This is a genomic window from Bradyrhizobium jicamae (assembly GCF_018130215.1).
Classification (GTDB): Bacteria; Pseudomonadota; Alphaproteobacteria; order Rhizobiales; family Xanthobacteraceae; genus Bradyrhizobium; species Bradyrhizobium jicamae_A.
Genome location: NZ_JAFCKQ010000002.1, coordinates 470,451 through 488,475, shown reverse-complemented (window position 1 = coordinate 488,475; position 18,025 = coordinate 470,451). Strand labels below are relative to the sequence as shown.

At 63.7% G+C, this 18,025-nt stretch carries 15 protein-coding genes; 7 read left to right on the top strand and 8 right to left on the bottom strand.

Annotated elements, in window-relative coordinates:
- The first annotated feature begins 13 nt into the window (after window positions 1-13).
- Window positions 14-1,543, top strand: a complete 1,530-nt coding sequence (locus JQ586_RS05250) for an aldehyde dehydrogenase family protein (RefSeq protein WP_249147342.1) — start codon at window positions 14-16, stop codon at window positions 1,541-1,543.
- 30 nt (window positions 1,544-1,573) lie between these two features.
- On the opposite strand, the gene JQ586_RS05245 is transcribed toward JQ586_RS05250, so the two are convergent.
- Window positions 1,574-2,461: a LysR family transcriptional regulator gene (locus JQ586_RS05245; protein ID WP_212393418.1), complete on the bottom strand. Its 888-nt coding sequence runs from the start codon at window positions 2,459-2,461 to the stop codon at window positions 1,574-1,576.
- Window positions 2,462-2,561: 100 nt separating this feature from the next.
- Between JQ586_RS05245 and JQ586_RS05240 the strand changes: the two genes are divergently transcribed.
- From JQ586_RS05240 to JQ586_RS05215, 6 genes are all read left to right on the top strand, one after another.
- Entirely contained in the window at window positions 2,562-2,987 is a 426-nt protein-coding gene (locus JQ586_RS05240) for a DoxX family protein (protein WP_249147286.1), read from the top strand.
- A gap of 36 nt (window positions 2,988-3,023) precedes the next feature.
- On the top strand, window positions 3,024-3,491 hold the full coding sequence (locus tag JQ586_RS05235; RefSeq protein ID WP_409410961.1) for a hypothetical protein: 468 nt from the start codon (window positions 3,024-3,026) through the stop codon (window positions 3,489-3,491).
- A complete protein-coding gene (locus JQ586_RS05230) occupies window positions 3,478-4,128 on the top strand; it encodes a TlpA family protein disulfide reductase (RefSeq protein ID WP_249147285.1) in 651 nt (216 codons plus the stop codon). The genes JQ586_RS05235 and JQ586_RS05230 overlap by 14 nt, the downstream gene beginning before the upstream one ends.
- 133 nt (window positions 4,129-4,261) lie before the next feature.
- Window positions 4,262-5,488, top strand: coding sequence for an ABC transporter substrate-binding protein (locus tag JQ586_RS05225; protein ID WP_212393415.1), 1,227 nt, complete (start codon window positions 4,262-4,264; stop codon window positions 5,486-5,488).
- A 307-nt stretch (window positions 5,489-5,795) separates the two neighbouring features.
- Complete coding sequence (locus JQ586_RS05220; RefSeq protein WP_212393414.1) at window positions 5,796-7,739, top strand: aconitate hydratase; 1,944 nt, start codon at window positions 5,796-5,798, stop codon at window positions 7,737-7,739.
- A gap of 88 nt (window positions 7,740-7,827) precedes the next feature.
- Window positions 7,828-9,162, top strand: a complete 1,335-nt coding sequence (locus JQ586_RS05215) for an MFS transporter (protein ID WP_212393413.1) — start codon at window positions 7,828-7,830, stop codon at window positions 9,160-9,162.
- Between the two features lie 276 nt (window positions 9,163-9,438).
- On the opposite strand, the gene JQ586_RS05210 is transcribed toward JQ586_RS05215, so the two are convergent.
- From JQ586_RS05210 to fdrA, 7 genes are all read right to left on the bottom strand, one after another.
- Entirely contained in the window at window positions 9,439-10,260 is an 822-nt protein-coding gene (locus JQ586_RS05210) for a cysteine hydrolase family protein (protein WP_249147282.1), read from the bottom strand.
- Between the two features lie 41 nt (window positions 10,261-10,301).
- Entirely contained in the window at window positions 10,302-11,225 is a 924-nt protein-coding gene (locus JQ586_RS05205) for an ABC transporter permease (protein WP_212393412.1), read from the bottom strand.
- On the bottom strand, window positions 11,222-12,310 hold the full coding sequence (locus JQ586_RS05200) for an ABC transporter permease (RefSeq protein WP_212393411.1): 1,089 nt from the start codon (window positions 12,308-12,310) through the stop codon (window positions 11,222-11,224). Before JQ586_RS05200 ends, JQ586_RS05205 begins: the two co-directional genes overlap by 4 nt.
- Before the next feature lie 13 nt (window positions 12,311-12,323).
- Window positions 12,324-13,880 (bottom strand): ABC transporter ATP-binding protein, encoded by a 1,557-nt coding sequence (locus JQ586_RS05195; protein ID WP_312016929.1) that lies wholly within the window; start codon window positions 13,878-13,880, stop codon window positions 12,324-12,326.
- Window positions 13,881-13,882: 2 nt separating this feature from the next.
- Complete coding sequence (locus tag JQ586_RS05190) at window positions 13,883-14,872, bottom strand: BMP family protein (RefSeq protein WP_212393409.1); 990 nt, start codon at window positions 14,870-14,872, stop codon at window positions 13,883-13,885.
- Between the two features lie 114 nt (window positions 14,873-14,986).
- The gene (locus JQ586_RS05185; RefSeq protein ID WP_212393408.1) at window positions 14,987-16,435 is read right to left on the bottom strand and encodes a DUF1116 domain-containing protein; all 1,449 of its coding nucleotides are present in this window, start codon (window positions 16,433-16,435) and stop codon (window positions 14,987-14,989) included.
- Between the two features lie 19 nt (window positions 16,436-16,454).
- Window positions 16,455-18,023 (bottom strand): acyl-CoA synthetase FdrA, encoded by a 1,569-nt coding sequence (gene fdrA / locus JQ586_RS05180; protein WP_212393407.1) that lies wholly within the window; start codon window positions 18,021-18,023, stop codon window positions 16,455-16,457.
- Between the last annotated feature and the right edge of the window lie 2 nt (window positions 18,024-18,025).

Genomic DNA, 18,025 nt, shown 5'->3' with positions numbered 1-18,025 from the left:
CGTCAGCAAATCCCTGGCAGCCGAGACCGACGCGCTGCTCGCACAGCTTGGCGTCGAGCGGATCAGCTACACCGGCGGTACGACCGCCACGCGATCGCCGATCACGGGCGAGATCATCGCCCATATCGACAATGTCGGCGCCGCAGAAGCGCAGGCGACGATCGACCGGGCTCACGCGGCCTTCCTCGAATGGCGTCTCGTTCCAGCCCCGAAGCGCGGCGAGCTCGTCCGGCTGCTCGGTGAGGAATTGCGCGCCAACAAACCGGCGCTCGGCCGGCTCGTCTCGATCGAGGTCGGCAAGATCGCGGCGGAGGGCCTCGGCGAGGTCCAGGAGATGATCGACATCTGCGACTTCGCCGTCGGCCTGTCCCGTCAACTGTACGGCCTGACCATCGCCACGGAGCGCGGCGAGCACCGGATGATGGAGACCTGGCATCCGCTCGGCGTGACCGGCATCATCTCGGCCTTCAACTTTCCCGTCGCGGTCTGGTGCTGGAACGCCGCGCTGGCCCTGGTGTGTGGCAACAGCCTGGTCTGGAAGCCGTCCGAGAAGACGCCACTCACCGCACTGGCGGTACAGGGGCTGTTCGAGCGTGCAGTGACCCGCTTCGTCCAGGACGGCGGCGCAGCGCCGGCCGGGTTGTCCGCGATTCTGCTCGGCGACCGGGAGATCGGCGAGATTCTCGTCGACCACCCCAAAGTCCCGCTGGTGTCGGCGACCGGATCGACCGCAATGGGGCGCGCCGTTGGGCCGCGACTCGCAAGACGCTTCGCCCGCGCCATCCTCGAACTCGGCGGCAACAACGCGGCCATTGTCACGCCGACCGCGGACCTCGACTTGACGCTGCGCGCCGTCGCCTTCGCCGCGATGGGTACCGCCGGGCAGCGCTGCACGACGCTGCGCCGCCTGTTCGTCCATGAGAGCATCTACGCGACGCTGCTGCCGCGCCTCAAGCGTGCGTACCAGAGCGTTCCGGTCGGCAATCCGCTCAAGGACGGCAATCTGGTCGGGCCGCTGATCGACGGCGCGGCCTATGCGTCGATGCAGACCGCCCTGGCGGACGCACGGGCCGCCGGCGGCAAGGTGATCGGCGGCGACCGCATCGCTTTAGAGAACGCCGCCGAGGCCTATTACGTCCGGCCGGCGCTGGTCGAGATGCCCGGACAGTGCGGCCCGGTGGCGCACGAGACGTTTGCGCCGATCCTCTATGTCATCAAGTATGACGACTTCGATGCGGCGCTCGATCTGCACAATGCCGTCCCGCAAGGCCTCTCGTCCGCGATCTTCACCAATGACCTGCGGGAAGCAGAGGGCTTCTTGTCGGCACGCGGCTCGGACTGCGGTATCGCCAACGTCAATATCGGACCGTCGGGCGCCGAGATCGGCGGAGCATTCGGCGGCGAGAAGGAGACCGGCGGCGGCCGCGAATCCGGCTCGGATGCATGGAAGGCCTACATGCGGCGCGCAACCAACACGGTCAATTTCGGCCGCACTTTGCCGCTCGCCCAGGGCATCAAGTTCGACCTGCCCGAGGGCGGATAGCGGCGTCGCGCCGATACTGCTACGGCCCCGTCATCTCAGCCGCTTGTCGGCGGCGATGAAGTCGATGAAGGTCCGCACCTTCGCGGAGAGATATTTTCGGCTCGGGTAGACCGCAAACAACCGTCCCTCGAAGATCACCTGCTCGGGCAGGATGTGCACGAGCCGGCCGGCCGCGAGGTCGTCGGCAACAAGCCATTGAGGCAGGAAAGCGAGGCCCATGCCCCTCAGCGCGGCCAGATGCAGCAGCGTTTCGTTGCCGCTGCGCAGGACCGGATTGAACTTGACGGTCTGCGTGCCGCCTTCGCCCTGGAAGGAGATGCTCTCGCCCGGCGAATACAATGCGTAGTGCAACAGCGCCTGCCCGGACAGGTCCGTCGGCTGTGTCGGGCGCCCGACGCGATCGAGATAGGCAGGCGAAGCCACCATGCGGAACGCGACCCTGGCGATCGGCCGCGCGATCAGCGCCGGATCGGGTGCACCGGTCGCGCGCAAGGCGAGGTCAAAACCTTCCTCGACCAGATTGACCATTCGTCCGCTGAGATCGACATCCAGCCGCACGTCCGGATAGCGGACCTGGTAATCAGCCAGGATACCCGCGAATCCCGGATTGGCCATCCACACCGGCGCAGTCAGCCGCAGCATGCCGCGCGGCACGACCGTCGCCTTGCTGACCGCGGTCTCGACCTCGTCGAGCGACTCCAGCATCGGGCGGGTCTGCTCGAAATAGATCGCGCCGCTCTCGCTGAGGCTGACGCGCCGGCTGGTGCGGTTCAGGAGCCGCGTGCCGAGCCGCTTCTCGAGCTGCATCACGTGCTTGCTCGCCATGGCGGGAGAAATGTTCAGGCGATCCGCCGCGGCCACAAAGCTCTTCAGCTCCGCGACCAGGCAAAACACCCTCATGCTGGTCAGCGTATCCATCGGATCATCAACATAGGAGAAATGAACTCATCCTATCCTACATAATGATCAATTGGATAGAAACTATCAGATGGCGGCAACCTCAACATTGGAGATCGCCATGTCGACATCAATCGAAACCGCCCCGTCCGGACGCGCCCTTCGGATCGGCCTCTGGGTTGCCCAGGGCCTGCTCTTCTTCACCTTCGTCGCGGCCGGCCTCGTGAAGACGCTGACGCCAATACCGCAGCTCGCGGCAATGATGCCATGGACCGGCGAGCATTCCGAAGCATTCGTCCGTATCATCGGCCTGATCGATCTCGCCGGCGGAATCGGAATCCTGCTGCCGGCGCTGACCCGGATCCTGCCGAACCTTACGGTGCTGGCCGCGCTCGGCTGCTCGGTGTTGCAGGTGTTCGCGATCGCCTTCCACGTCTCCCGCGGGGAGGCGCCCGTCACCCCGCTCAACCTGGTCCTGCTGGCGCTCGCGCTGTTCGTGCTGTGGGGACGCGGCCGCATCCTGCCAATCGCTCCGCGCCCGTTCTGAGTTTGGCGTAGCCGGACGGCGGTAGCGATCGGCATGATCTCCTCTCCATCAACCTGGTCCCGCAGGGACCTGCTCGCCGGTGCATCCCTCCTCACCGCGGCGACATCTCCCGCAGCGGCGGCGAAGGAGGATCGCCTCATCCAAGGCGTCGTGATCCTGATCGCGAGCAACGAGCCCACCGTGATGGGGCACGCGATCAGCTACTCGGCCAATCTGGCCAGGCATTTCGCCGAGTTGGGCAAGCGATTGCAGATCGAGGTCGTGGCGAACGGCAAGGGCATCGAGTTGTTTCGCGCCGACAAGACCGCGCTCGCCGAGCCGCTGGCGGCGCTGCGGCAGTCGCTGCCGAACCTGACCTACAGCGCGTGCGCCTCCTCGAAGGCGATCGCCGAGGCCAACGAGCGCATCGTCATTCCATTGATCGACGGCGCTGCGCTGGTGCCGTTCGGCATCGGGCGCGTGGTCGATTTGCAGCTCAGGGGCTGGGCCTATGTCCATGCATGACGGGAGCAAGGCCGCCGGCCGAACGCTGTCCCGGCGATCGTTTCTGATGGCGGCGCCCGCGCTCACGCTCGCCACTCTCGGTGCGCCCCCGACGCGCGCAGGCGAACGGGACTGGCCGCCGGTGTTCGAGACCGGACGCAGCCAGTTCACCGTGGTCAGGCCACGCACGACGATGCCGTCGTTGCGGCTGCAGGATTTGCGCGGCAAGGACGTGCTGCTGGCACCGAAGCCGGGACGGATCACGCTCATCAACTTGTGGGCCACCTGGTGCGCCGCCTGCCGGCTGGATCTGCCGACGATCGCGAGCCTCGGCCGGCAGCGCCGCGACGCGCTCGACGCCTGCGCGATCTGCACGGACACACGCGACATCAGGGCAATCCGCAGCTTTCTCGGCAGCGTGAACGTTCCGGATCTCAGCTGCTACGTCGACACCTACGGCGCGGCCGTTCCCCCGAAGGGCTCGTCCGACGCGCTCTTCAAGCTCGTCGGCATGCCAATCACCTATCTGGTCGGCCCGAGCATGCAGATCGAGGGCTACATCACCGGCGCGGCCGATTGGCTCTCGCCCGAGGGCGCGCGCCTGCTGCAATTCTATCGCGAACAAGCCTCGCAAGGCCTGCCTTCGTCATCGAGCTGAGTCGTTCGCAATCATTCTTTCTCCCGGAATTTCTCGCACGGATTTGCAGAGCGCCATGCTCTGCGAAGGGGTTGTCGGTGCTGCGCGTTTCCTTCAGGTGACATCTGAAAAATCCGAAACCTTTGGGAACGAAATGTCCAAGACAAAGAATTCGTCAGTCCATTTCCTGGTGGCGCTTGTTGCCGCACATCTCTCGTTTGCCGCGACGGCTGCACGGGCCGAGGACGGCGTGCTCAGGGTCGGCATCATCACCGACATGAGCGGGCAATATGCCGACGGCAACGGCCCCGGTTCGGTCATCGCGGCGCAAATGGCGGCGGAGGAAATCGGCGGCACGGTCGCCGGACGCAAGATCGAGATCATTTCCGCCGATCACCAGAACAAGCCCGACGTGGCGACCGGAATCGTGCGCAACTGGATCGATACCAAGGGCGTCGACGTGATCGCCGAAGGCGTCAACTCCGCCGTGGCGCTCGCGATCCAGACCGTGACGCGCGAACGCAAGAAGCTGTTCCTGATCTCGGGCTCCGGCTCGTCCGACCTCACCGGGAAGCAATGCTCGCCGACCAGCGTGCAATGGACCTACGACACCTATGCCTCCTCGAACGCGACCGCGAAGGCCGTGGTGGCGCGGGGCGGCACGCCCTGGTTCTTCCTCACGGCGGACTATGCCTTCGGCCAGGCGCTCGAGCGCGACGCGAGCAAGGCGGTGACAACAGCCGGCGGCAAGGTGCTGGGCGCGGTGCGCCATCCCTTCGACACCGCCGATTTCTCCTCCTTTCTGCTGCAGGCGCAGTCATCCGGCGCCAAAATCCTCGCCCTCGCCAATGCCGGCTCGGACTTCCGCAATGCCGTGTCGCAGGCCGACGAGTTCAATATCCGCGCAGGCATGCAGCTCGTCGCGTTGCAGGTGACGCTCACCGACGTACCGGCGCTCGGGCTCGCGCATGCGCATGATCTTCTGTTCACCGATTCCTTCTACTGGGATCGTACGCCCGAGACGCGCGCGTTCGCGCAGGAGTTCTTCAAGCGGCATGGCGCGATGCCGACGGCCTACCAGGCCGGCGTGAACTCGGCGCTGCGGCACTATTTCAAGGCGGTCGCTGCGACCAATTCGACGGATTCGGAAGCCGTGATCGCGCAGATGCGCAAGACGCCCGTGAATGATTTCTTCGCGCAGAACGGCGTCGTGCGCGAGGATGGCCGCATGGTCCACGACATGTACCTGATGCGCATCAAGAAGCCGGAAGAGTCCAAGAGCAAATGGGATCTCTACGAGTATCTCGCGACGGTGCCGGGCGACCAGGCGTTCCGTCCGCTCGACGAAGGCGGTTGCCCTTACATCGCGAAGGCGCACTGAAGCGGTGAGGTTTCGGTTCACCTCTCCCTACCGCGGAGAGGTGAACCCTTGACGCCGCTCCAGCTCGATTGACCTCATCGCCGACGCGCGGCCATCCATTGAACTTAAGTAGCCTTTCCAGGCAGGAACGAGCCTCTCGAGGCAAGCGTTGTCGATCAGGCGCCGCGATTGTCGCCCCGATCGATATCGCGCCAGGTCGCGATAGCATCAGCGGGCGATCCGGAATGAGCCCGCATCGCACGCGGCCTTTATGCGGCCTTGGCGAATTTTAGCCACGCTCCCATGAAGCCCGCATCGAGGTTCGGACATGCCCCACAATGTTGCCCAGAAACTGATCCTGGCCCATCTCGTTGACGGGACGATGCGGACCGGTTCCCCGATCGCAATCCGGGTCGACCAGACGCTTACCCAGGATGCCACGGGCACACTTGTGATGCTGGCCCTCGAGGCGATGCAGCTCGATCGGGTTCGAACCGAGCTGAGCGCCCAATATGTCGATCATAACATCCTGCAGATCGACAATCTCAACGCGGAGGATCACGCCTTCCTGGAGAGCGCATGCCGGCGCTTCGGCGTTTGGTATTCGCGGCCGGGCAACGGTATCAGTCACGTGATTCACATGCAGCGCTTTGGCAGGCCCGGCACATCGCTGCTCGGATCGGATAGTCATACGCCGGCGGCGGGCTCTCTGGGAATGCTGGCGATCGGCGCGGGTGGACTGGATGTTGCTCTTGCCATGAGCGGAGAGCCGTTTCACCTCGCGATGCCGAAGGTGTTCGGCGTTCACCTGACCGGCAAGCTGCCGGATTGGGTGAGTGCCAAGGACGTCATTCTGGAGATGCTGCGCCGGCACGGCGTCGCAGGAGGTGTCGGCAGGATCATCGAATATTCCGGCCCCGGATTGAACTCGCTCTCGGCGATGGATCGCCACGTTATCGCGAACATGGGCGCCGAGCTCGGCGCGACCACATCCGTCTTCCCGTCTGATGATGAGACCCGCCGATTCATGGAGTTCGAAGGCCGTGCCTCCGATTGGCGGGAGCTCAAGGCGGATCCCGGTTGCCACTACGAAGAGGACGACAGCATCGACCTGTCGCGCCTCGAGCCGCTGATCGCGAAACCGTCGAGCCCCGGCAATGTGGTGAAAGTCAGCGATATCGAGGGGCTGGAGATTCATCAATCCTACATCGGATCGTCTGCCAATCCCGGCTGGCGTGATTTTGCAATCGCCGCCGAAATCGTTCGCGGAAGGGCGCTTCCGTCACACGTGTCATTCGATGTCAACCCGACATCGCGCGACCTTCTCGATATCCTGATCGCAGACGGCCATCTCCAGGCTCTCGTTTCCAGCGGAGCTCGTATTCATCAGGCCGGCTGCAACGGCTGCATCGGAATGGGGCAAGCGCCGGCCATGGGCCGGAACTCGCTTCGGACCACGCCACGCAATTTTCCGGGCCGATCGGGCTCCCGCGAGGACTCCGTTTTCCTGTGCTCTCCCGAAACCGCGGCAGCGTCGGCGCTCGCAGGCCGGATCACCGACCCTCGCTCTGTCACCATTCCATATCCGAAGCTCGCGCCGAAGGCCCGAGGGACGATCACGTCCCCATTGCTTGAACCGCCCCCGTCGATTGAGCCGGGCCGCCGCGTGGAACTGATCAAGAGCCCGAACATCCACTCTCTTCCACAGTTTGACGCACTGCCCGAGGAAGTCGCCCTGCCCGTCCTGTTGAAGATGGGCGATGACATCTCGACCGATGAAATCCTGCCCGCAGGCGCCAGAGTCCTTCCGTACCGGTCGAACATCCAGAAGATCGATGATTTCTCGTTCGAGCGCATTGATCCCAGCTATCTGGAGCGCGCGCGTGCAGTTCGACGAACGACGGGCCACGCTGTCGTCGCCGGCGACAATTATGGCCAGGGCTCATCGCGCGAGCATGCGGCGCTCGCCCCACGCAACCTTGGCCTCCGGCTGGTCCTGGCTAGGGGCTTTGCTCGCATCCACCGGCAGAACCTGATCAACTACGGGGTTTTGCCGCTGGTCTTCAGCCAACCGTCCGACTACGAGCGACTGCAACAAGGTGACGTACTGAAGACGAGCGCTTTGCGTCGAAGCCTGCGGAAGGACGACAACATCGTGTTCCATTGCCGCAGCCGGATTGCCGCACGGCACGATCTCACGCCGCGGGAATTGGAGGTCATCCTCGCCGGAGGCCTGATCAACTGGCGCAAGACATCGATCGCGGCCGCATGATGGCAGCTATCGGTCTCGACCGGGATGGCTTTGGAACTTGCCTCACACAGGCACGTTGGACGCATTCCAGAGGTGGAGGACCAAACAGGTGAACGAAACCGCAGGTCCAACGAACCGCCAGATCTACAAGGTCGCCGTTGCGAGCATCATCGGATCGGTGATCGAGCAGTATGATTTCCTCATCACCGGCGTGATCGCCGCCACCGTCTGGGGCGACCTGTTCTTCAAGCTTCCGGGCTTGGCGGCCGCCGCAGCCGCCATCAGCGTCTATGGAATCGGCATCATCATTCGTCCGATCGGCGCCTATATCTTTGGTCATCTGGCCGACCGAAGCGGCCGCAAGGACGCGCTCGTCAGCGCACTTGTCTTGATGGGCGTCAGCACGCTGCTGATCGGCCTCACGCCGAGCTACGACCGGATCGGGATCTTGGCGCCGGTGCTGCTGATCCTGTTTCGACTGGCGCAGGGGATCAGTTTCGGCGCCGAGTTCGGCACGGCTTCAACCTGGGTCATAGAGCAAGCCGCACGCTCCGGCCATCGCGCCTTCTGGAGCGCCTGGGTGGGTTTTGCCATACCGATCGGACTATTGCTCGGCTTTGGCTCGGTCATCCTGATGAAATCGGTCATGTCGGCCGATGCCTTCGTGGCCTGGGGCTGGCGCGTTCTCTTCGTCATCGGTTTCGTGGTGGCCATTGTCGGGATTGTGATACGTACCCGCACCGAGGACAGTTTCGTGTTCGAGCAGCACAGATCCCGGGACAGCGTGCTGGAACATCCGGCCGCTCAGGTCTGGCGCGACATGCCGCTCACCATCCTGCGCACGTCGCTGGTGAATGCCATGTTCGGCGGAGCGTTCTTCCTGTATTTCGTTTTCGGCACAAGCTACATGAAGGCGGTGGGCTTCTCCGGCTCAACTCCCGAAATCATCGGGTTGATCGCCGCAGCATTCATGCTGATCTTCATGATCATAGGCTCGCTGCTTGCGGATAGGATTAATCGACGCGCGATCCTGATCGTCGCGGCGGCCGTGCTGTTTGTCTTTGCCATTCCATATTTCCACCTGGTCGGCACCGGCAGATTGCTCCCGGCAACGATTGCAGACATCATCGGATTCGGCTTTGTCTTCGGATTTGGCTACGGCGCGCTACCCGCCTTCTACACCGAGAACTTCCCGACCCGCTATCGTGCATCCGGGGCCAGTGCCGGATACCAGATATCTCAAGTCTATGGCGGCGGCCTGATCCCGATCCTCGCGGGCTTGATCCTGAAATCATACGGCATTCACCAGGCGTATCTCTATATCGGCGTGATCGTCATGGTATATGCCGCCCTTGCAATCCTGGCGGTTCTGGGCACCGCCGAGACCAAAAGCAGCAGTCTGGAAGGTCCTTTGCGCGATAGACCGGAAATTGCAAGTCGCTAGACATTGGACGGGCGATGCCTGGTGCCCGAACCGGGCATCCTCCGGGCCTCTCGAGGTCGATTCACATAGGCAAATGCGCATATCAGGGATCGGGGCATGATTGGCTGTCTGTCTCGGTCTCGACCCCGCACAGGCAATGACCCCAGCACCGGGCCCGCAGCCTCCTCCAAGGGTGCTGGGGTCGGTTCTGCCACCATCAGGATGGGGGGCCTCGACGCGATCAGCCCCGCGTCGAGGCCCTCGCTTCTTCCGGAATGGTTTCACATGCCATCGGGGTTATCTCGAAGGTTGCCGAAGCGCCTCCATGACCTGCGACGAATGCGTCACGAAGCCAAAACACTTCCTGACGTTGAAAAGAGTTGCTTCGACGCAGAAGTCCGGCGATGTCGTTGCACAGCAATCCTCAACCAGAACGCAACCGTAACCGAGGAAATTGGCATCCGTTAGCGAGTGCAGCACGCATTGATCGGTGTTGACGCCGGCAAACAGGATCGTCCTCGTCCCGAGATTGCGCAGGATGCTGTCCAGCGGCGTATCCCAGAAGCCGCTGATCCGGTATTTGTCGACGTGAATGTCTTCCGGCTCCTGCTTCAACTCGTCAACGACGGCCGCCGCCCAGCTGTCCTTCTGCAACACCCGCGCGCCGCTGCCGGGCAAGGGCTCGCCAAGTCCGATCCCTACGCCCTTGGGCTTGTACAAATGCAACTGATTGGGTGGCATGTTCTTCAGATCCGGCCTGTTGCCCCAATTCAGCCAGATGACGTGCACGCCCGCAGCCCGCAGCACCGGCAGAAGTCTCTGCAGCGGCTCGATCGGAGCCCGATCCGGCGAGTAATCGACGCCGAGATGGTCGACCCATCCATCCTTGGCGCAAAAGTCGTTCTGCATATCGACGACGATGAGAACGGTGCGATGCAGATCCAGCGTCACCGTTTGCGGCTGCGCGTTGATCGTGACCGCGAGCGGCGGTGGCGGCGCCACCGCCATGTTGACGTTGTTGTCGTCGACGAACCATTTGTAGCCCGAAGCGGAGCCAAGAGGATTGGCGGTGCTGGGCGCCGTGGATCCGGCGGCCTTTGCCAAAGTGGAACTCGTCATCGGACCTTCCTCCCTTTGCAGATGTTTTGGATTTATCTGTGTCAGCCGCCGCGCTCGAACGGGATCGTCAGCGCCCCCGGCTGCCTGCCCTTTCCGACGAAGCCCGCGATCGCGATCAACGCCAGCAGGTACGGCAACAACAGCAGCAGCGCGACGGGCACATCCAGCTGCAGCGCAGGCACCAGGAATTGCAACGCCGTCGCAAAGCCGAACAACAGGCACGCGGCCAACGTGTACCAGGGATTCCAGCCGCCGAAGATGACTGCGGTGATTGCGAGATAGCCCGCACCCTTGGTCATGTTCTCCGTGAACGTATTGCTGTCAGCAACCGACATGAACGCCCCGCCGAGGCCGGCCAGCGCTCCGGCGTAAAGCACACCGAGATAGCGCGTCCTGGCCACGCTGATTCCCGCCTTGTCTGCAGCGCGCGGATCCTCGCCGACTGCCCGGACCGCCAATCCGAACGACGTGTACTTGAGAAGCAGCCACGTCACGATCACCATCAGGATGCTGACATAGGCCAGGCCGGTCTGGCTCGACAGTGCAGGTCCAATAACGGGGATACTTGCCAGCCATGGCAGATTGAGCTGCGCAAGGCCGGGAATTGGATCGCGCGACAGCGGCCCGAAGATTTCGCGGTAGAGGAATGTGGTCGTTCCCAGCGCCAGGATATTGAATCCGATACCCACGACAAGTTGATTTGCCCGCAACGTAACACTCAGCACGGCCTGGACCGCGGCAACCGCCGTTGCCACCACCACGCCGGCGGCGACGCCGGCAAGTGGCGATCCGGTTGCCCACGATGTCAATGCAGCGGCAAAGGCCGACATCAGCATCATGCCGTCGAGGCTAAGATTGAGCACGCCGGCGCGTTCGCTCAACATCTCGCCGGTCGCGGCGAAGATGATCGGCACCGCAAGGCGCAGCCCCGAACCAATGAACACAGCCATCTGTTCGTCAATCATCGGCTCGCCTTTCGGTTGGTGAGGATGGTGGAGCCCGCAATGATGATGACGATGAGGCCCTGGCAGATCAGCACGACCGCCGACGGGACATTCGCCGATATCTCCATGTTGATCGAGCCGGAGCGCAGGAACCCGAACAGCAGCGCTCCGATCACGACACCGGCCGCCGAGCCGCGCGAGAGCAGGCCGACAACCAGACCATCGAACCCGTAACCGGACGAGAAGTCGCTGGTCAGGTAGAATTGCTGGCCGAGAATCATGATCGCGCCGGCCAGGCCGCCAAAGCCCCCTGACACCGTCATGGCGAGGACCACGTGGAGGCTGGTGCGCATCCCGGCGCGCCTCGAGGCCGTCGCGTTCAGACCGACGGCGCGCAGCCGCACGCCGAGCGGGCTATGCTTGAGCACCAGCCACACGGCAACGACCGCGACCGCCGCAATCAGCAGACCGATGTGGAGCGGAGATCCGTTGTCCGGAAACAGCAATGGCAGCTTGGTGGTATCAGGAATCTCAGGAGATTCCGGCAGCGACGACAGGTCGCTGATGGGCTTGCGCAGCAGGTGAAACGACTCGACGGACCAGTACACCAGCGGCAGGGCGATGAAGCTCAACAGCAACGTGCTGATGACCTCGTTCGTGCCGCGCGCAGCCTTGAGAAAACCCGCCAGCCCGCCCCACAGCGCTCCGGCGGCGGTTCCAACGACCAGCGGCACGACGAACGCCAGTCCGAGCGGCAGGTCACCGGCGCCGTGCAGGGCGGCAGCGGTTGCGAACATGCCGCCCATCGCGATCTGCCCCTCGCCCCCCACGTTGGTCAAATTGGCGCGGCCGGCAAAGATGAAGCCGAGACCGACCAGCGCGAGGCTGATGGCTCGATTGAGCGAGGCGCCGATGTTGAAATCGCTTCCCGCCATGCCGTCCCAGAAGGCATCGATCGCTCCAAGGACCGACGCTCCGGTTGACGCGATGATCAGTACGCCGATTCCGAGCGCGATGACGGTCGATATCACCGGGACCATTACCTGCAGCGGCCTGACGTCAAATCTGGCGCCTCGCGCGACCTCGGCGAACTTTGGAATCTTCATGACTGCGGCCAATCTAGACATGCGCATGCCCCGACATCATTGCCCCGATCGCCTCTCGACTGAACGACCCGGCCGACAGCTCGCCAACCAGCTTTCCGCGGTAGATCACCGCGATCCGATCCGACACCGCCATCAACTCCTCCAGTTCGCTGGAGATCAGAAGAACCCCGAGGCCACGGTCGCGCGCGGCGCGAATACGGTTGTAGACCGCCTCGATCGCGCCGACGTCGAGCCCTCGGGTCGGCTGGGCCGCGAGCAGAAACACCAGCGGATCGAGCGAGAGTTCGCGTGCCAGCACGGCCTTCTGCTGGTTACCGCCCGAGAGGCTTGCCATCGACACGTCCGGGCTGCTCGCGCGGACGTCGAACTCGCGCATCATCGCTTCGGCTGCCTTGCGACGCGCCGACTTGTCGAGCAGACCGAAGCGGCTGAATTTTCCGATCGCGCCGAGAAACAGATTCTCGGCGACCGATAGTTCCTTGATGCAGGCCACCGCGTGGCGGTCTTCCGGAACGATGCCGACGCCCGCATCCGTGATCTGCTGTGGCGTGCAATCGGTGACCGGCGTGCCGCCGACGACGATCGCACCCGTGCTCGGCGAGGCAAGACCGGCAAGGATCAAGCCCAGCTCGGTCTGGCCGTTGCCCTCGACGCCCGCGATGCCGACGATCTCGCCGGACCCAACCGTCAGGTTCAGGCCGTCAAGCCTGGCCAAGCCATGCGCGTCGCGATAGACGAGGTCGGAGATCTGCAGCACGGCTTCGCCCGAAGACGTCGGATCAACCGCGTCCATTGCGGACTTTGCCGGAACCTTGCCCTCGATATCGACGGCGGCCGCGAGCACCGAGCCCGCCGACTGGACATCCCGGCCGACCATGGAGCGCACCAGGGCGCGCATATCCGCTCCCTCCATCGTCACGGTTTCGATGATCCGCCCCTGCCGCAGCACCGTCGTGCGATCCGCGACCCGGCCGATTTCACCAAGCTTGTGGGTCACCAGGATCACGGACTTGCCGCGAAGAGCGACCTGGCGGCAGATCGCCAGCAGCGCATCGATCTCATCCGGCTGCAGGACCGCGGTCGGCTCGTCGAGCACGAGCAGCCGCGGATCGCCAAGCAGGCACTTGATGATCTCAACTCTTTGGCGCTCTCCGACCGAGAGGTCCTCGATCAGCGCATCCGGATCGATTTCGAGCCCGTACTCTGCGGCGAGCTGCCCCATTCGCACGATGATGTCTTGTGGCTTCAGCACCGCGCTGGCCCGGCCAAGCATCAGATTCTCGGCGACGCTCATGTTGGGCACCAGGCTGAAATGCTGGTGCACCATCACGATGCCGCGCTGGAGCGCTTCGGCAGGGCCACGAGGCTGGAACTGTTCGCCGCTCAGCACCATCGTGCCGGCATCGGGACGGTGCACCCCGAAGATGAGGTTACAGAGAGTGGATTTTCCAGCGCCATTTTCGCCAAGCAGGCAATGCACCTCGCCGCGCTCGATACCTAGCGAAATATTATCGAGCGCGGTGAAGGCGCCGAACCGCTTGGTCAAACCAGACAGTTCAAGAATAGCCACGATCAACCAACCTTGACCTTGATCTTGTTCGATAGCAGGTCGTCCTTCAGTTCCTTGATCTTCGCGAGGACCTCCGGCGTCGCTCCCGTGCATATCTCGATGTCGGCCGAACGCGGCCCCATCGCGAGACCGAACTGCTTGTATTCGGGGTGCCACGTCCCGGCGACCGCCTGGTCGATGGCGTATTCGACCATGAAGCCGATGCCGCTGACGGTGTAGGCGATGTAAAGCGGATTGTTGTCGGAGCAATAATTGGAATAGCTCCCGATCATCCTGGTGCCCTTCTCGCGCGCCGCCTGCTCCATCCCCCGCACGCCGAGATTGAGGATGTTGTAGTGAATGTCCGCTCCTTGAGCGATGGCCGCGAGCGTTGCTTCCTTCGCCTTGGCGACGTCGTCAAAGTCGCCGGTATAGGTCACGAAGCACTTGGTATCCGGTTTGACGTATTTGGCGCCATTCGCGAATTCCGTCCCGGTGTTGACGATGGCCGGAATCTCGAGACCGCCGACATAGCTTACCGCGCCGTTCTTCGACATCATCGCGGCGACCGCCCCGGCGATGAAGCCGATCTGGGCTTGCAGCACGTCGTATTGCGCGACGTTGTTCGTCGGCTGTCCCGTCGGGCCGACGATGGCGAATTTCACCTTCGGGAACCGCTTGGCAACCTTCAGCACCGAGGCCTGGGTCTGCCCAGCGGCACCGATGACCACGTCGTTCTTCGAAGCGAGCGTGACGAGGGCCTGCTCCATATCGGCGAACTTGACGTTCTCGATGGAGGTGATCGCAACCCTGTCGCCGTGGCGCTGCTCGGCCGCCTTCATGCCGTTGTAGGCCGACTCCATCCATCCGTGGTCGGCCCGCGATCCCGGAATGAGGATACCGATGCGGAGCGGCTTTTGCGCTTCCTCGGCAAGCGCGAACCGGACTGATGAACCAATCCAGGCCATCGAAAGCAGGCCGGCTTGCAGAAATGTACGACGAGTACCGTTCATGTTGTTTCCTCCTGTTTCTTTCCGGCGTTTCCGCGCTTTTTTTCGCGGCATTCCATGCGGCGGCGGCGCAACGGTCGGTCTGCGTTTGCCGCTATTCTCGGAGCAGCGGCGGCGTCAGCTCACCGCGATCGTCGCAAGCGCAGCGACGGCATCGACAAAGCACTTCATCGGAGCCTGCACGACCCCCGCGCCGATGATTCCCATCCCGGGCTCTTTGTGGGCTGTTGCGGTGTTGATGACTGGACGCCTGCCCTCATCCACGACCTTGCGGATGTCGATGCCGACCGGCGCGCCTATGAAATCGAGCATCGGCAGCGTGAAGCCCGGATTGCGGCCGATCGCGATGTGTGCCATCTCACGCGAATAGCGCAGCGCATCCTGCGGCGTCCCGCCGACGAACTGGACCATCGCGGGAGCAGCCGCCATCGCAAACGCGCCCAGCCCGGCCGTCTCGGTAATCGCGCTGTCGCCGATATCGGGATTGGCATCGGCCTCGCTGAACCCCGGCAGGAACAGGCCGACGGGAACGTCGGCTGGACCAACGTACCATTGTCCCTCCAGCCCGCTCACCCTGATGCCGACATTGACGCCGTTACGCGCCATCGCGGTGACGATGCTGCTGAATGGCACGCCATGCGCGGCGTCCATGATCGCCTTGCACGCCGCCATGGACAGGCTCAGGAAGAACATGTCGTCTGCCCCGATCGTCCGGAGCGTCTCCTGAACGATGTCGCGAGGGACGGGCGACTTCAGAAGTGATTCCGTGACGGCGCGATACAGCAGCAGGGTCGCCGCCGTGTTGCGGTTGTGAACGTCGTCACCCATGTGCAGCGATTGCGATATCAGCGGCTTCAAGGGCAATCCGCCGTCGATGCCTGCGATCGCCGCTTTCAGGCATGGCGCCAGCACATTCTCGATCAGCTTCAGGCCTTCGATCACCTCGGGAGCGAACGCGCCGAACCGCAACGTCCTGGCACCGCCCGACTCCATCATCGGCGCATACGCGCGGTTGCCCGCAGCGCTGTTCATCACCACGAAGAGCGGCATGGATGGCGAGATGATCCCGGTCATCGGCCCGACTGCGCCGAATTCGTGGCACGGCGCAAAGCGAATGCCGCCGCCGGCGACAAGTTGCTCCGCCTCCGCGGGGGACGCCGCCCATTTCTCGTAGAGGACTGCGCCGACGACAGCGCCCTTCATCGGACCGCACATGTCCTTCCAGTCGATCGGCGGGCCGGCATGCAGCAGGGTGCGGCCCATGTCGGGCCAGATCTCGGAGGCGTGCGCAGCGACATCGACCCAGGTCGGCTGGGCGGCGAGGATGCGTTCCAGTGCCTGCGCATTGGCGCGGTCGATGCGCGATCCGAGGCAGTCGGCATCGTCGGCATCGCCGATCAGCTGCGCCAGATTCCAGGCGACTTCCGGGCTTCCGTCTCCGACCGGCTGCCAGTGCAGCCGCGTCAGCGGCGCTCCGCTGCTCTCGACACCCCGATCGAGACCGGAGGCGCCGAGACTGATGATGGACGTCTTGCGGTCCCGCAGAGCGGAGGGTGCTGCATTCATCGTCATTCTCCACCTTGCTTCATGCGACGGCCTGTGACGCCGCCATGCGGCTCGCGATGGCCTGCGCCGAACGGGCAGCGGCGGTGCTGCTACCGACCAGTTCGGCTCCGGCAGCCGCCAACATGGTCTTCTGGGTTTCAAAGGACTGCGGATCCTCGGCCGTGCCGCACACGAAGCAGATGACGGGAAGCTCCCGTCCCTTTGCTTTCGCTGTGGCCTTGGCCTGTCGAATGGCCGGAGCCAGGATCTCCGCGGGATTTGCGTGACTGCCGTAGCCAAGCACGACGTCCAGCACCACGCAGGCAACAGTCGGATCGTTTGCTTCCTTCAGGAGCCGGTCGACCCGCACGCCATAGTCGATCATCGGGTGCGGCCGCCCGACGGTGAACTCGTCGCTGCCCAGGTCAATCGCCGTATGTCCGTAGCTGTCTTCCGGATCGGCCAGCCGGTCGGCGTCGGCGAGGGGGGCGTTCGACCGCGCGCGAACCCCGGCCTCCAGCCAGATGATTTGCGCCTCCGAACAGAACGTTCCACCGGAATAGAGACCGCGGAGATAGCGCTGCGAAGGCGCGAGCGACCGACACACCCTGCTGACCAGTTCCTCGACCGCCTTTTCGTCGCTTCCGGGCTGCTGCGCTCCCGCAAGGGAGACGGCCTGCTTCGCAGTCTCCTCGAGCGACGACGCACGGTGGACATTGCCTGTAGAGGCTACGACCTCGCCGCCCAGGAAGCAGAGCACGACCGGCTTGCCGATCATGCTCGCCTGCTCGATCACACGTTGCTGGACATCGGGCGCTGGCGGCTTGGAAACGATGGCAATGACCTTGGTCTGTTCGTCTGCAGCCAGCAGAGCCAGCCCCTGCAACATCGTCGTGCCGCCGACCCGGCTTGAAACGTCGTGGCTGCCGGTACCGATCGCCTGCGATACGCCCAGCCCGTGGCGATGGATCTGGCACATCACCTCCTGGAGCCCCGTTCCCGATGCTCCGACCAGGCCGATAACGCCGCGCCGAACGACGTTGGCAAATCCAAGCGGAACGCCGTTGATGATCGCAGTGCCGCAGTCGGGACCCATGACCAGCAGCCCCTTCTGCGCGGCAACGCGCTTGATGGCCTGCTCCTGCTCGATCGTCACATTGTCGCTGAACAGCAGCACGTTGAGGCCCCGGCGCAGGGCCTTCAGAGCTTCCGCCGCGGCGTAGGGACCCGGCACCGAAATCAATGCCAGGTCGGCATGACCGGCGATCGCAATGCCGCCGGCGATCGATCGTGGCGGCGCGTCCATCGCAGATTCGGTCGCGCCGGCCTTCGGCTCATCGCCGGCGATCAGCGAATGAATTTCCCGTTCCGCGGCTTCGCGCTTTTCCGAGGTATCGTCCTGCACGACGATCATGATGTCGCCCGGCTTCGCGTTTTCGAGTACAGGGCTCATCAGCCCGGCCTGTTGCAGGAATTCCTTGTTGCTGCGTGTCCCCATCAACAACGTGACGCGCTGAACGCCGCTCCGTGCGATCGCGATCTGCGAGATTCGCATCAACGAGACGGAGTCCTTGTATAGGTTCGCCTTCACACTGGGTTGGATGGCCATTT

Excerpts from the sequence above, each read along its gene's own strand:
- JQ586_RS05230 (WP_249147285.1), top strand. The coding sequence starts at position 3,478 with ATGTCCATGCATGACGGGAGCAAGGCCGCCGGCCGAACGCTGTCCCGG.
- JQ586_RS05220 (WP_212393414.1), top strand. The coding sequence starts at position 5,796 with ATGCCCCACAATGTTGCCCAGAAACTGATCCTGGCCCATCTCGTTGAC.
- JQ586_RS05210 (WP_249147282.1), bottom strand. The coding sequence starts at position 10,260 with ATGACGAGTTCCACTTTGGCAAAGGCCGCCGGATCCACGGCGCCCAGC.
- JQ586_RS05245 (WP_212393418.1), bottom strand. The coding sequence starts at position 2,461 with ATGGATACGCTGACCAGCATGAGGGTGTTTTGCCTGGTCGCGGAGCTG.
- JQ586_RS05200 (WP_212393411.1), bottom strand. The coding sequence starts at position 12,310 with ATGAAGATTCCAAAGTTCGCCGAGGTCGCGCGAGGCGCCAGATTTGAC.
- JQ586_RS05240 (WP_249147286.1), top strand. The coding sequence starts at position 2,562 with ATGTCGACATCAATCGAAACCGCCCCGTCCGGACGCGCCCTTCGGATC.
- JQ586_RS05185 (WP_212393408.1), bottom strand. The coding sequence starts at position 16,435 with ATGAATGCAGCACCCTCCGCTCTGCGGGACCGCAAGACGTCCATCATC.
- JQ586_RS05190 (WP_212393409.1), bottom strand. The coding sequence starts at position 14,872 with ATGAACGGTACTCGTCGTACATTTCTGCAAGCCGGCCTGCTTTCGATG.
- JQ586_RS05225 (WP_212393415.1), top strand. The coding sequence starts at position 4,262 with ATGTCCAAGACAAAGAATTCGTCAGTCCATTTCCTGGTGGCGCTTGTT.
- JQ586_RS05205 (WP_212393412.1), bottom strand. The coding sequence starts at position 11,225 with ATGATTGACGAACAGATGGCTGTGTTCATTGGTTCGGGGCTGCGCCTT.
- fdrA (WP_212393407.1), bottom strand. The coding sequence starts at position 18,023 with ATGGCCATCCAACCCAGTGTGAAGGCGAACCTATACAAGGACTCCGTC.